The 13,905-nt window shown below is 31.2% G+C and carries 13 protein-coding genes and 1 riboswitch; of the genes, 6 read left to right on the top strand and 7 right to left on the bottom strand.

Features of this window, described 5'->3' with window-relative positions:
- Positions 1-36: 36 nt before the first annotated feature.
- From ACFYKX_RS25890 to ACFYKX_RS25860, 7 genes are all read right to left on the bottom strand, one after another.
- Positions 37-1,026 (bottom strand): alpha/beta fold hydrolase, encoded by a 990-nt coding sequence (locus ACFYKX_RS25890; RefSeq protein ID WP_389365008.1) that lies wholly within the window; start codon positions 1,024-1,026, stop codon positions 37-39.
- Between the two features lie 469 nt (positions 1,027-1,495).
- Positions 1,496-1,660, bottom strand: a complete 165-nt coding sequence (locus tag ACFYKX_RS25885; protein WP_389365006.1) for a hypothetical protein — start codon at positions 1,658-1,660, stop codon at positions 1,496-1,498.
- A 136-nt stretch (positions 1,661-1,796) separates the two neighbouring features.
- Positions 1,797-2,135, bottom strand: coding sequence for a hypothetical protein (locus tag ACFYKX_RS25880; protein WP_389365004.1), 339 nt, complete (start codon positions 2,133-2,135; stop codon positions 1,797-1,799).
- On the bottom strand, positions 2,095-4,539 hold the full coding sequence (locus tag ACFYKX_RS25875) for a hypothetical protein (RefSeq protein ID WP_389365002.1): 2,445 nt from the start codon (positions 4,537-4,539) through the stop codon (positions 2,095-2,097). The genes ACFYKX_RS25880 and ACFYKX_RS25875 overlap by 41 nt, the downstream gene beginning before the upstream one ends.
- A gap of 74 nt (positions 4,540-4,613) precedes the next feature.
- A riboswitch (cyclic di-GMP riboswitch) is annotated at positions 4,614-4,696 on the bottom strand.
- A gap of 120 nt (positions 4,697-4,816) precedes the next feature.
- Positions 4,817-7,615, bottom strand: a complete 2,799-nt coding sequence (locus tag ACFYKX_RS25870) for a TrlF family AAA-like ATPase (protein WP_389365000.1) — start codon at positions 7,613-7,615, stop codon at positions 4,817-4,819.
- A gap of 312 nt (positions 7,616-7,927) precedes the next feature.
- Entirely contained in the window at positions 7,928-9,529 is a 1,602-nt protein-coding gene (locus ACFYKX_RS25865) for a hypothetical protein (RefSeq protein ID WP_389364999.1), read from the bottom strand.
- 48 nt (positions 9,530-9,577) lie between these two features.
- Complete coding sequence (locus tag ACFYKX_RS25860) at positions 9,578-9,787, bottom strand: hypothetical protein (RefSeq protein ID WP_389364997.1); 210 nt, start codon at positions 9,785-9,787, stop codon at positions 9,578-9,580.
- A 455-nt stretch (positions 9,788-10,242) separates the two neighbouring features.
- Between ACFYKX_RS25860 and ACFYKX_RS25855 the strand changes: the two genes are divergently transcribed.
- From ACFYKX_RS25855 to ACFYKX_RS25830, 6 genes are all read left to right on the top strand, one after another.
- Positions 10,243-10,419 carry a hypothetical protein gene (locus ACFYKX_RS25855; RefSeq protein WP_389364995.1) on the top strand — a complete coding sequence of 59 codons (177 nt, stop codon included), beginning with the start codon at positions 10,243-10,245 and terminating at the stop codon, positions 10,417-10,419.
- Complete coding sequence (locus ACFYKX_RS25850) at positions 10,385-10,528, top strand: hypothetical protein (RefSeq protein ID WP_389364994.1); 144 nt, start codon at positions 10,385-10,387, stop codon at positions 10,526-10,528. The genes ACFYKX_RS25855 and ACFYKX_RS25850 overlap by 35 nt, the downstream gene beginning before the upstream one ends.
- A gap of 64 nt (positions 10,529-10,592) precedes the next feature.
- Positions 10,593-10,757 carry a hypothetical protein gene (locus tag ACFYKX_RS25845; protein ID WP_160314235.1) on the top strand — a complete coding sequence of 55 codons (165 nt, stop codon included), beginning with the start codon at positions 10,593-10,595 and terminating at the stop codon, positions 10,755-10,757.
- Between the two features lie 12 nt (positions 10,758-10,769).
- Positions 10,770-11,876 (top strand): recombinase family protein, encoded by a 1,107-nt coding sequence (locus tag ACFYKX_RS25840; RefSeq protein WP_389364992.1) that lies wholly within the window; start codon positions 10,770-10,772, stop codon positions 11,874-11,876.
- Between the two features lie 100 nt (positions 11,877-11,976).
- Positions 11,977-12,189 carry a hypothetical protein gene (locus tag ACFYKX_RS25835; protein WP_389364990.1) on the top strand — a complete coding sequence of 71 codons (213 nt, stop codon included), beginning with the start codon at positions 11,977-11,979 and terminating at the stop codon, positions 12,187-12,189.
- Positions 12,182-13,798 carry a recombinase family protein gene (locus ACFYKX_RS25830; protein WP_389365033.1) on the top strand — a complete coding sequence of 539 codons (1,617 nt, stop codon included), beginning with the start codon at positions 12,182-12,184 and terminating at the stop codon, positions 13,796-13,798. The genes ACFYKX_RS25835 and ACFYKX_RS25830 overlap by 8 nt, the downstream gene beginning before the upstream one ends.
- The last annotated feature ends 107 nt before the right edge of the window (positions 13,799-13,905 follow it).

Here is a 13,905-nt window from a genome sequence, read left to right as displayed (position 1 = left end):
AAGATGCATCTAACTCTTTATTTCCTTATATACGATTTAATCATACTTAAGTTTCGTGAATAAGGAAAAACAATATAAATTCCAATGCCCCAGGGTTTGATTGAGGTGGATATAGTGACTAGCATTTTTAACAACCAAATGTTTACTATTCTTAGATAAGGAAGCTGTTTGTCTTTGAAGATTGGACCACTCTGGGTAGTCTTCATGTTCTGCAGATAATATATATAGTGGCATTTCCCTGAATCCTTCCAGTTGAGCAGCGCGAACCTGATCCGCTGACTTCGTCATCATAAATTGGAGTTCGCTTATTTGGTCTGCGTTATAGAAGTGTTGATGGAAAAAATGGAGAGATAACTTGTCATTTGCAAAATGGTCATGAATAGGAAGCATATTAATTAACCCTAGTAATCTTCCAACACCTATTTCCTTCAACCCTCTAATTAAATAACTTTCACTCTTTGAAAAACCACCATCCTGAGCCACATGTGAGGAGTCAATTAGTATAAGCCCAGCAACATCTTCCTTATACTTCTGAGCAAATACCTGAGAAGTAAAGCCACCAAATGAATGACCGACTAAAATATATGGCCCTTTTTCGCCCGAGTGTTCGAGCAGACCATGAAGATCATCAGCAATTTTTTCTGTTGTTCGTTCGTTATTAGCAGGTTCACTCCAACCATATCCTGCTCGGTCATATGAAATGACCCTAGTATAATTAGAAAGTTCAGATTGTATCTTTTCCCAATCCTTATAAGAAGAAGGTGTTCCTAATCCAGATTCTAGTATGATAGTAGGACGATTATTTGCTTCCCCAAGAGCGTATAGGTGTAACTTATATTCCCCTATATTCACCGTTTCCCCCACTGGTTTATACTTATCAGCTGTCACTCTAGTAACAATTTGCTGATAAGAGAACCCTATGAAGATTAATACCCCAAAAGAGATTCCTATCCATTTAAAAAAAGTAAAAAAACCCCTAATCAAATGCTTTTTCCTAGTCTCGTTTAAACGTATTTGCTTTTCCATCTATTCACCTCAGACTTTATACAGAATATGTAAAATTATACCATCTAAATATGTTTAGACTATGAGTTTTATGTAAATTTTCCTTGGAGGTAAGGTCAGAGGTAAAAGGTTTTTCTCAACTTTCTACTACTTTTTCATTTCCATTTATCATACCTATACCAAAAGAAAAAGCCCTACATCATTTTGAATGATGTAGAGCTTTCATTTGCATAGTATGGTGCATGAATTACATCATGCCGCCCGTAAGCTTTGAGGGTGTAACATCGTTAACGAGAGGTGCAAAAAGCGCGGTAAATCAACGTTTTGGATATTATTTACTGTAACATCTTTAACGGTGATTTACCGTTTTTTACAGGAATGCGTTAGCAAAATGTTAGCATTTTGTTAATACCGTTGTTAAATGAGAATCTTCTTTAAGTGATAAATAAAAGCAGGTAAGAGATATTTTTTCCTTTTCCTGTTGTTACTTTCAACTTTTTGAATTTTCATTTTCGTTATTTTTATTTAATTCCTTAATTTTCAGTGTAACATCTACTGCAAATCCAACACCCTTGGCAGCGAGTTCTCCCATTTTACCAGCTGCTTTTAATCGAGTTTCTTCCGGTAATTGGTTCAATAAATCTTTTTTATTCATTTCATTTCCTCTAGGCATTTTAATTTGGTTTAAGATAAATCTAATTTATATAATTCCTCGTATTCATTTATTTAAATCAATGGTTATTTCTGTTTTTGAAACATTAGGCTATACTTTTTAGTTTTTAAATTCTTTTTTAAAAATCAAATCCTAAATTATTGGTTAGGTCACCATCAGGATTTGTTCTCTCATAACCTCCGCCTTCACTAGCAGTTAGGTCATGGTGAGTATTTCCATCTCCATCTCTCCAATAACCATCAACATGAGTACCGTCATTTCTTGTATAATCTTGAACATAATGTGGATTAACATCGTGTGTACCAACTAAATTATTTTCACTAACGTTATTAAGATTCTGCTGATTAGTAAATGGATTATTTTCAGATCCTCCACTTAATTGAATTTCCTCAACTTTACCCATGTTTTCAAATGGATCATTTGATTGTTGCTGTTGTCTGAAGGGATTTTGGAACATTTCCCGTTACCTCCTTCTGAAAGTTTTCTAGATATTGGTTACTTAAATTAACTGTTTGATGTGTTAATTCAACTAATTCCTTTTTCTTTATTGTAACAGAATCGTCAATCGGTAATTGCTTATATGTGTAATACTGTGTAATTTTATTAAACAATTCCTTTTGAACTTCTTTTGATTCAAGTTGCGGTTTATATATTTGATGAAGCTGTTGGAATGTTTGATAAACAGAGTTGTTTGTCTCATTAATATAATATGGTAATAGTGTTTGAATAAGATGTTCAAGAGAATCGGTCATCTTATCAACACTAAAGCTTATTCTATTTTTTTCATTGTTTTCTCTAATCTTCTCTTGCTCTTTTGCATAAGAATCAGAATACCTTGTATTAATACCTGTTAAAATTCCACTAAGAAAGAAAGGTGCAGCAAGACCACCACTTAAAGCTGTAGCCATAAATCCTAATACTCCCATACCAGTTGCTAATTTATACCCATCTTTTGTTCTCTTGTCAATTATTTTTGTATAATCTTCCCTTGGAATTAGAACAAAAGAAACTGATGCAATTGAATTTTCAATCTCATTTAATGAACGATTAATTTGGCTAGTTAAGCTCATTAAATTACGCTGTAAACTCTTATAAGGTATATGTACTGACTGATCTCTTAGAATATTTGCATCCTCATTTGCCAACGTAGAGGGAAGGTATATTGATACAGTATCAAAATGTTTTTTTAGTGCTTGTATAGAATAATATAAATAATTTATGATTTTCCCATTCTTTAAATCAATATTCTTTTCACTTTTCTGTATTTCTTTAAAACCATGATACATTGCAAAAATCTGCCCAAAGTAATGAAAGAGTATATAATCATTAACTTGGCGGCTATAACTCAAATACATCTGTTCTGCTGGTATCATTTCCAATGACTTGTTTTTCGAATAATAGTAAGTTTTATAGATTAAATCTTTTATTATTGTGTTTGGGACATTAATAACTAAATTTTTCTTATCATCTATTGTTGTAATTTGAATTTCCGAAAAGATTGAGTCCTTTTCTCCATAATTTATTATAGATATGTCAGTAATTTCTTCATTAAAATATTTATAATGAATTGTAGAAGGGCTTTGTGATAACAAAATTTTGTCTTCATCTTGTTTGATAAAGAATGGTTCATCCTTGGAAGTGTACCCAAATATATATGAACTACTGTTCTGTTGTGCAAAAAACTCTTTTATATGACTTTTTACAAATACTTTCAATAAAGCTATTTGATTTCTAGATATCATAAAGACATTATTGCTATCTATTTGAACTTCCATTTTTTTAATATCTAACGTATTTAGAAGTTTAAAATTACTTTTCAAATAAAACTTGACCTTTGAATCTTCTGAAATGATGCTTACTTCTTCACCTTTAAAGGATTCACCATCTAAAACACCACTTAATTTACCCATTCTACATAACAATTTATTACTGTTTTTTATATAGTTTTTCTCTAAATATTCTTTAAGACTACTACCGTCATAGATACTCAACTGATAAATAGTATTTTCATATTCAAACACTATTTTATTGTCAATTTTACTATAATAAGATTTTGCCTTAGAACTTTTAAGTGTAACTAAACATTCCTTTTCAAGTTCATCTACTAGGTAAATAGTGTTAGAGTCAAAACAAATTGCAATACTTTTATCAGTAACAAATCTATCAGAAATAGTCGCCGTTAAACTAGTCATAAAGATTTCAGAAACGTCTCCAACTAGATTAAATATATTCTGATTATAATTCTTCACATTATTTATAACCTCTTTTTTAAACTTTTCATCAAAAGTATATAGCTTTAATTCATATATAGTTGAATTTCTTAAAGAAAAGACCCCACAGATTGTAATATACTTGCCCTTATCCTCAATGCTCTTAATACGATAAAAAGGAATTTCATCAATATAATAATCTTTAGAAAATTTAAGTTTGTTTTTCTCTATTTTAATATTATCTGTAAAGGTAAAATAATCTCCAAATTTTCCATTTCCAATTCTATATTTACAAATACTATATATTTTACTATTACTCTTACTCACTAGTTTATTTTGAGGAAGTTTTTCGTAAACATTAATAAATTCCTGATCAGATAAGGTTACATTAAATGAAAATGCTCCGACTTCCCTATTTGATAATGTAATATTATTCTCATTAAATGAAATCTCTATATTTCCTATATAGACTTTACATTGTTCCTCACCAAAAATCCCCCCTGTATCGTGAGCAAAGACTCTTCCTTGGTTCGTAATATAAAAACTTTTTGTCCCTACAATAGATTTGTTAGAAAAATTAAACACATCTCCAGATTCATATATCGAAACTTCTCCTTGATAAAATTGATTACTTACAACTGAGACGACCATGTAATTCCCTCTATTCTTGTATTTTCGTTATAGTAAAAAAATAACGCCCATAGAAAAGGGCGTTTCAATTTATTAATTGCAACTGGCTGGCATTTCCACAGAATTAGCCCCTTTAGTTTTGCGTCCTACTTTTTCAAGTAGTTTGCCATTATTGAAATTTTATAGTAATTAATTCCTACTAAAATGTTACTATAAATATTATGAATTGGATAGTGGCTGTAAAAAATAAACATCTAATATTGCTTCCTTTACTGCATTGAGAATTATATATTTTCTACTAAAAACCATATTTCTTTTCCCGTATTTCAAAGGCTTCTTTCCCACCTTCAAGTATTTCACAAACATGTGTTTTTATACCTTTACCGTCGATTCTAATATCATGTTCCTTAAAATCACATTCTATTCCACCAGTCAAATATTCAAATCTATGATTGGCATTTTCTATAAGCTGGCCATCTTGATTTGCTACGATTACATTTTCCGAATCTGTTAATACTACTAAATTTGCATTATGAGTTACAATTATGATTTGTCTTGTATCTTTTTTTCTCTTCAATATATCAACAAGATCCTTGCTAATTGTTCTGTTATCTAGATTATCCTCTGGCTGATCAATCAAGATAGGGTGCTTCTCATCACTCATTTCTAAGAATAACTCTAAAAGCACTAAACCTCGTTTGCCCGGCGACATTTGATTTAAACTATCTCCGTCCTTTAGGAAATCAAAAACAATTTTTGTCTGTCCTGTATTAAACAAATGCTCTACGGCATCTTGTTTTGTAAATGATTTTCGAAGTTTTAATTTCGACTCATCAGTTTCTATAATCGAATCACAAATATGTTTCAATTTATCAAGATAATTCTCGATTTCAAATATAAATTGGTCATTCTCATCAAAAAGTAATAAACCTTCTGTATTTGGAAATAAGTTACTTATCTTTCCCCTCCTATTAAATAACGATAAGAAGCTTTCCTCAAATTTCGTATTTTCAAAGATAATATCAGTTTTAAGAATCAAATTTGAGAACTCATTTTTGTCATCAAAATAGTTCTTTATTTCTAATAGAATTTCTAAATATTTTTCAAAAGTATAATATATCCCTTCTTTTATCTGGTTAATAGTAATCTTCAGTTCCTTGTTTGTTCCCTCATATATCTCTAATTGCTTTATTAATTTTTCTTGTTCACTTAAACTTTGTTGATACTGAGATATATCTGATAAACCTTTTAATTTGTCTTGATATGGCTTTAGCTTTTCTTCAATTGACACAATCTTTTCATCCTGAAGTTTTTTCCACTCTAAATATGCTTTACTCTTAATATCAAATTCATTTAGCGTATTCACAAAAGCCTTATTTACTTGAATACTTAACTTATCCGTAAGCTCTAAATATTCATGAGGTAACCCTATAGATAAGTCCTTTATACTACTATTAAAATATGAAACCAAAGAATTTAATTCTCTTGAAGCAGTTATGCCTTTTTCGTTATTTTGAATATTTTCTCTGATTAAATTCTGAATTTCTTTCTTTTCGTTTTCGAATTGTTTCATTTCCAATTCACCCTTTGGTGATATGTTGGAAGATTTAATTCTCTCATCTATCAGTTTTTGAAGTTTGTCATATTCTTTTTGGAGTGCCTCTTTATTTCCTTCACTTTTGATTTTTTCTTCATTTGTAATTAAATCCTGAATTTTCTCAAATAATCGTCCAATATCAAATTTGATTTCTTTAGAGAAATTTTTTATTTGCTCTCGTTTTTCTGTGAAGAACCTCGAATGAGCTTCATTTTGCATTAAAATTTCTACAATCTTTTTCTGTAGATCTTTATTAGCTGTTTCCTCTGATAAAGAATTTATATACATTTGTGGAATATATGTAACTTTACCTTTACTTTCAGAAAAATTATTAGAAGAATCTCCATTTCTCCAGTTAACTTGAAATTTTAAACCTTCTATAAAACTGGATGAATATGGATTCTTCCAATTATCATCCATCATCCGAGTTTCTAATTCATCTGTAGAAATTGCTTGTGCTATTTTGTATAGAAGTAGCGATTTACCAGAAGATTTACCTCCAATTATTGTGTTCAATCCAGAATTCAACTTGATCTCTGTAGAAGTAAACTCGTTGCTATCAAGAAATTTAATTGAATTAATAATATTGTAATCCGATTTTAAATCAGGGTTATTTTCCTGTATGGTAACTCTTTTTTCTGGTTCGTGAATAATCTGTAATAACCCATTAAACGTGGGATCCGACTTGATCCATGTATATCTATTCAATTCTGGTTTACATATTCTTTCTATTTTATGTGCATCTGAACCATGAATACATGGTTTCAGCGAGCCATAGTTTTCTATTATTTTTTCTTTCGAATGATTTGACGCTTTACCAAGAAAAAAATCCCTATCTACAGGTCTACTTGAAAAGACAGCATCAGCGAACTGATAAATTTTTCGCTGTTCTATTTGCATAGAATTTTCTCTAACACCAGAAGCTCCATCAGTAGATTTATTAGCAACAATTGTGAATACGTTATTCTCAAAGATCTTTTTATTTTGACTAAAAACATTTTTTAATCTATCAATAGAAATTTTAAATTGGTTCATACCTTCTTTTAGTGCTTCCTGATCGCTAATATCCCTAGTTTTAGTCATTTTTCCTAATTCTATTAAATCATCATTTGTACAACTAAACGTGTTCCCACCATATTCATATTTAAGTTCTCTAAAAAACTTATCATTTATATGTTCTATAATATTTGGTGAAAAAATAACGTGGGTATTAATTGGCCTATCCCGTGCAGTAACAGTATCAATTCTCAATTCTACATTGGGAAGAATTAAATCTATATTGTTTAATCCTCCAGCATTTTTATACTCCATTACTCTTAAATAACCCTCAATAGAGTAATAGTCTGTTATACCTAAGACACTTATATCTTCTAAGGACTCTAGCTTTTCAAAATATTCCTCCCACGATCCAAACTCATTATGTAAGATTGAGGCTGGAGAATGAACATGTAAATCCCACTTACGCCATATTGAACCCGCACTATTTAAGAATTTCTTCACCTTATAACATCCCCTTAAATTTTTTCTAGAAAGGAAACCATTTATATAGTTATTCAGAAAGTTAGTACTTTTGTAATATTCACTAAAATTCTACACCACTCAACACATTTATCCAATACTTACCATTGAATTATTGTAGTTTGTATCGGTATTTCAAGATGCGATTTTAAAGCCTCACCGTACCTTTGGTTCAATTTTATTGCCAATATGTCTTCAATTTAAAGAACAAAAAAATGCTACTAGGAAACATGAACTACCCTTTGATAATCTCATGTAACCTATAGCATTTTTTTAATATTTCCATGTAATTGTTCACTTCATTTTTTTGTCAAATTGGCTAACATCTTTTTCAATTTCCTTCATTTTCGTTTCATTATCCATATAAACGGCAATTATTTTGGTAAGCAACTTATTTTCAAACATCGCTTTCCGAACATCCGAATGAGATTTCAAATGTTTCAAATCATTTGCATCATCAATAATTAACTTTACTAGTAAAATTCTCACCAATAGAGAATCATCTGTCTCATCAATCCACTGCCACGCTTGCTCTGTTAGAATCATGTTGAACTTTTCATTAACAAAGGCAGCTAATAGTAGCTTTAGTTTTTCTAAAGGTACAGAGAGAAATTCCTTTAAAGCTCCTTCTCTGTTTAAGAAAGTCTTAATACTGTAGGCAATTACTTTTAAAGTAAACTCTTGTTCGTCAGTTAATACCATCGTGCTGCCGTCATAGTATAGATAAGCATCTTCATCAGCTAAATACATTTTGTCTTCAGTTGAAGCTTCCTTAATTTCTAGAGCTGGACGGATTTGATTATGAAAGGCTAATAATTGATCTTCAATCTTGGTGATTTCCTGTTTTAACATTGATTCGATATCACTTGTTGTATTAGTTAAAAAAGCCTCTAGATCTTGAACAACTTCGGTTAATGGGATATATGTTTTTATCTCCCGCCCTGTTAACATCACATCCATCATTACTGTACCAAATTGCCGTTCCATTACTTCGGGATAATCAGAAACTTTGGCGAATACATCTAAAAAGGAGAATTTTTCTCTTGGCAAGCAAACCCATGTCCGGGCAACAGCTCTGATTATTTCTGAATCAGAAAACTGCGGTCCGTATTTAGATTTACATATGTTATCAAGTAAATCATTTAAGTCAGCCGTTATATTAATAAAATAAATTAACATTTTCAATGCGCCAAGCTGGTTAGGAGAAGAATATGCTTTTAACTCATTGCCAAACCACTCTATAAAAAACTTTCTAGAGAAGTGACGGTAAATCAGTTTAAACTTTTCTTCTTGTTCAGCAATCAGCCATTTATTAATAAATTGAAGCTGCTCCATCTCATTATTAACATAGGAGCTTTTAGACAGTAACCTGTCCACATCGACTCTTACTGGTATTTCGATTGGTGATGAGAGAAATTGATCTGCCCATTGTTTTGCCTTCACACATTGATCATAATCGATATTTCCACTCACCATACTTTTACTTGGCAAGCGGCTCTCAATTAACATTGCTATTGCCAAAATGTACAAATGATATTCATAGCCCTGTGTTTTAGAATTGAAAACATCAATCAGTAACCGGTCCTCCTCAAAGAAAATATCTTTTTGGATGCTTTCTAATTTCACCGATTGATAATGACTGATATCCCTATACAAAGTAAAAGTTTCCGCAAATCTTTTACTTTGTAAATTTCCTCTAGTAACCCAATGTCGTTCTGGATCTATTTTTTCTACAGCCTTAGCATAGACGGGAAGCTCATATCCAAAGTATTCTCCTTTTACAACGTCTGCAAAAGGAAAGGCATTTACTAACTTTAAACTTTCATCATAAACTTGCTCCCATTCAAAATTAGATATTCTACTAGGTACTATTGATAGACTAATATACGTTCCCACTTTTAACGCTCCTTAATTCTAGTAAACTATTGGGTCGATTGGATTTTTTTATTTTTTGTCAACCATCGGCGTTACTAAGATGCTCAAACCAAACTCCTCATAATCCCACATCTTAGTCCATGCAAAAGTTCCTTCTGGTAAAATAAACTCTCTTTCCTCTAAATGTTTAATAGGTTCTTTATTAGTAATACATTCCTGAAAAGTTGCAGGGTGAATTTTCACTCGTCTACCCGTGTCATTATAAAACACAAATTTCATTAGATAGCACTCCTTTCATTCAGTTAATTCCCTAGCTTTGCTAGGATCTTTTACATATAGATTGACTATATTTCCATTCCATTTATACGCTAACAATATTATCCAGTAATAATCAATATTATACATACGGGGCTTGTGTTCTTATTTTTGGAGATAATGGGGTATAACATTTTTAATAATTGAACACCCTAGAATTGTTAGTGCAATTTGTATGTCAAAGGAAAGAAGAAATGCCTATGTGCATTTCTTCTTTTTCTTTTTTGAAATTTTCTTGTATCTGATATTAAAATGAGAGAAATCTCAAGATATAATGATTCCTGATTAACCGGTTGATTAAAAATTTATTATAGTAAACAAACAAGCGAAGTCCGCAGTTTACATGACGTTATCCCTATAGAGGATAACTATGTGCTGCGGTCTTTTCTTTCTATAGTGACAATTGGAGGAAAGTTCAAATGACAGAAGATAAGAGTAAGAAACGAGAATTGCATGAAGATTGGATTGATAGATTATTAGACAAGTGTGAAGAGGCTGGAGTCTCGAAACACGTTTTTGAAAGATTTATTCATTACTATGTTAGGCAAGGAGGTGATAACGGTGCAAAATCTGATTCAGCTACTGAGCGAACTTGAAGTACCAGCAATTGAACCAAAGATCGTTATTGTATCAAGAGATGGTAACACAGAATGTGATTTCTCGTATCAATTGCATATAGATTTAGATTCTGATAACGAAAAGTAAATAGTATAAAATTCTCTCTACCCGTCAATGATTGTACTAATTTTATTTGACAGGAGGGGAAATCATGGACTTCAAACCTGTTGTAAAGGTTACTTTTAACGAAGAACTACAAGCAGATTCGTATTACTTCTTAAAAAGACTCATTGAGAAAATTGTCATTGATGAACTTGAATTAACTCCAACAACGAAAGGAATGTTGCTAATGGAAAGTGAGAAAATTATGGAATAGGAGTAGAGTTTTATGCTTTATATTGATAAAGAGAAAATTTATGAGGATTTTATTGCTGTGTACTCAAGAGTTAGTACCGCTCAACAAGATATTCAAAAGCAAATCCAAACTGCAAAAGCGTATATTCATAATCATAAAATTGATGAGGATAAGGTAATTTGGTTAGAAGACGATGGGTATTCTGCCAACAAATTAACAACTAAGGAAATACCAAAGTTGCAAGAATTACTGATGCTCATTAAACAAGGTAAAGTAAAAACCATTATTGTTTATCATCGTGACCGATTAGCAAGAAATTTTTATGAATACGTCGCACTAGTGAAAGTGTTTTATAAGCATGGAGTAAAGGTTATCTTTACTGCAAGTAATCAACCACCATTTTCAAAAAAACTAGCTATTGAGGCATTGTATGGAATGTTTGCTCAGAGTGACGGGATGAATATATCATCTAGGAGAAATGATACCAATAAACAATTTCCTTCAAATATTTTCGGATATCAAAGAATTGGTAAAAAGAAAGATGTGAAATATATACCAAATCCCAAAATAGAAAATTCTTTAAGATCTTTTTTCTACGAGGTAATGAGAATCAAAAGTACAGAGGATCTATTCCAAGTGATTATGAAGTACAAGAAAGTTTTAAATAATAAACAATATCACAACTTGCTAAAGTATTTAAGCAACCCTTTCTACGCGGGACACATGGAAACTATTTATGGATTTGAAAAATTGAATCACGTTACCCCAATAGTTTCTTTAGAAGGTTTCCAAGATATTCAAGAAGTATTAAAGAATTTAAATGACGATTTAGTAGCAGCTATGACGGAAGCAACAAAACATAGCATTGTGACACCATGTTGCAGTATTTGCCAACAAAGTATGACTTTTAGAACTGCTGAACTTGGAGAAAGCGGCTATTATATATGTCAAAAGAAGCATAAAAAGGTGAAAATAGAGGTTACCCAACTTAACGCTTTAATTTCTGAACACTTAAATCAAGTGATTAACGGTATTGAAATTGCCAAGGTAGAAGCAGAAGTAGTTGCTTATCTAAATAAACTTAAAGGTAATAATGATTCCAAGCTCATTTCTTATAATAGAAAATTAGCTGATTCATAAAGAAATCACAGAAAATTTCACCATAGAACCCAGTATCAAATTTGAAAAGCTAGTTTATAAAGCTAGATGTATAAAAAAAGAGATTGAAGAAACTCACTCAATGTTAATTAAAATTGATGATGCTAAAAATAATTTAAAAGAACACGTTCAAATAATAAAAAATACCATGAATGAAGAATTGCAAGGATATGACCTTTATTTTTTGTCTTCTTTACTTTTTTCTAAAGTAGATGTTAGTCTAGATTCTATCATTTATTACGTGAATTTTGGTAAATTCATTAAGGATGGTGATCCCATTGAACTTAATGCATAAATATTGCTACCAGCATAATGGGGTATGTTTCCTTACTGAAGAACCCTTACCAAACTTTGAAGTAGCAAAAAAACCGTGGAATATTTATAGAGATTCTATAAAGCTGCTTACAGCATATATTCGTTGGTCCGATGAGAAACAAACATCTGGCCATTCACTAAACACACAATTGTTAGAAATATTAGCAAGAACTAAAATAGAAGGCTACAATGCTATTGTTATTTTTATTGATAAAGCTACATCTGCCTTTCATGTTCCAGCCCAAAAGCGGGAAAAGATGTTAGAAATGAAGAGCTTTATTCTTAGTAACAAAAATGCAATCGGCACTATCTTTTTTGATGAATCCAGACAAACAAGGTTAATTGAAGATTATGTTTTGAACATTCTTAGACCAATTAAAGATTTCAAACCTAACTTTAAAGTTTACTCTACTAAGATAGATGGCGAGTGGGATGAAAATAATCTTCAGGTTCAAGTAAGACTTTCCTTTGCTCATGATGAGTCAGTTGAAAAATCAACGAAAGCTTACGACTTTCATAACATATTAACTAAAAATAAACCTAAACCACAGCGTCCCCCATCACGTAATCCTCTAGGTTATTCGCTAACTATTGAGGAACCAGATAAATTTGAAACAAACGATTTTGTGTTCATCGTGCTGCTCATATTTTATTTGTACAGCTATGGATATAGCGAAGACAAGATTGCTGATTTTCTAAATAAGGCTAAAATCCCAACACCATCACAGGATGCTAAAGAGTGGTGGGATTCAAGCATAAGGTATATTTTAAATAATTATTGGTATTCTGGTGACCTAGCATGGTTTGCACGTACTAGTTTTGAAAATAGTAAACGTAGACCCGAAGGTGAGTTTTTTTTGGAACCAAACCACCATGAACCGCTAATCGGGATGAACCTTTGGAACACTACTCGTTATTTAAGGGAGTACAAAAAAAATAAGGAACAGATGAATAGTCCATTTATTTTACGAAATATAGCTATCTGTAGCTCCTGTAATACTAAGCTTACTACCAAAAACTCTACACCCGTTAAATCAAAAAAGAAATATATGTATTATCGGTGTCCTTCATGTAAGCAAAAGTTGAACATGGACGATTTAAACGAAGTCATAGTAAATGACTTGTCAAAACGATGGTCTAAAGAATTAAATCAACACCTAAAAGAAATAGAAAAGATTCTCATGAGTTGGAATAAAGTTCTCAGAAAAAAAATTACTGAAACAAAGGATTCTATTTCAAAATTAAAATACAAATTCAGTATGCTAGATCAAAGCCAAGCGTTTTTCAAAGATGTGAAAGAAAGCTTTGAACTTCAAATTAGGTTCTTTGAAAAGAATAACACAGAGTTAAATACTGCTCTTGAACAAATAAAAGCTTTACAAGATGACGAAAAACAAATTGAATTGATTGATCGATTTAAACAAAGCATTCACGAATACTCTCTGGAAGAAAAACGATACATTATCTTGCTCGCTGTTGAATCAGTTGAAGTTGATTTTAATAGAAAGAATCACATTAAAATTGAATATAGACTTACTCCGTATATTGACTTAGAGAACTTGGTAAATTCTATTAATGAGTCTGCATAGCTGCTGTTTAATACACAGTAGCTTTTTTTATGAAAACCATCTGCTTGCTTTACCTAAAAAATTATAGTTGTACTACTTGCAATACCTAAAGATTTTGCCAATAATCA

The sequence above is a fragment of the Cytobacillus spartinae genome (assembly GCF_042865285.1).
Lineage (GTDB): Bacteria > Bacillota > Bacilli > Bacillales > Cytobacillaceae > Robertmurraya_A > Robertmurraya_A spartinae.
The sequence above is the reverse complement of the archived record's forward strand: the minus strand, read 5'-3'. Positions and strand labels throughout refer to the sequence as shown.

What these genes read in the sequence shown, in the direction of transcription:
- ACFYKX_RS25890 (WP_389365008.1), bottom strand. Translation starts at nt 1,026, where the DNA reads ATGGAAAAGCAAATACGTTTAAACGAGACTAGGAAAAAGCATTTGATT.
- ACFYKX_RS25885 (WP_389365006.1), bottom strand. Translation starts at nt 1,660, where the DNA reads ATGAATAAAAAAGATTTATTGAACCAATTACCGGAAGAAACTCGATTA.
- ACFYKX_RS25880 (WP_389365004.1), bottom strand. Translation starts at nt 2,135, where the DNA reads ATGTTCCAAAATCCCTTCAGACAACAGCAACAATCAAATGATCCATTT.
- ACFYKX_RS25875 (WP_389365002.1), bottom strand. Translation starts at nt 4,539, where the DNA reads ATGGTCGTCTCAGTTGTAAGTAATCAATTTTATCAAGGAGAAGTTTCG.
- ACFYKX_RS25860 (WP_389364997.1), bottom strand. Translation starts at nt 9,787, where the DNA reads ATGAAATTTGTGTTTTATAATGACACGGGTAGACGAGTGAAAATTCAC.
- ACFYKX_RS25855 (WP_389364995.1), top strand. Translation starts at nt 10,243, where the DNA reads ATGACAGAAGATAAGAGTAAGAAACGAGAATTGCATGAAGATTGGATT.
- ACFYKX_RS25845 (WP_160314235.1), top strand. Translation starts at nt 10,593, where the DNA reads ATGGACTTCAAACCTGTTGTAAAGGTTACTTTTAACGAAGAACTACAA.
- ACFYKX_RS25840 (WP_389364992.1), top strand. Translation starts at nt 10,770, where the DNA reads ATGCTTTATATTGATAAAGAGAAAATTTATGAGGATTTTATTGCTGTG.
- ACFYKX_RS25835 (WP_389364990.1), top strand. Translation starts at nt 11,977, where the DNA reads ATGTTAATTAAAATTGATGATGCTAAAAATAATTTAAAAGAACACGTT.
- ACFYKX_RS25830 (WP_389365033.1), top strand. Translation starts at nt 12,182, where the DNA reads ATGCATAAATATTGCTACCAGCATAATGGGGTATGTTTCCTTACTGAA.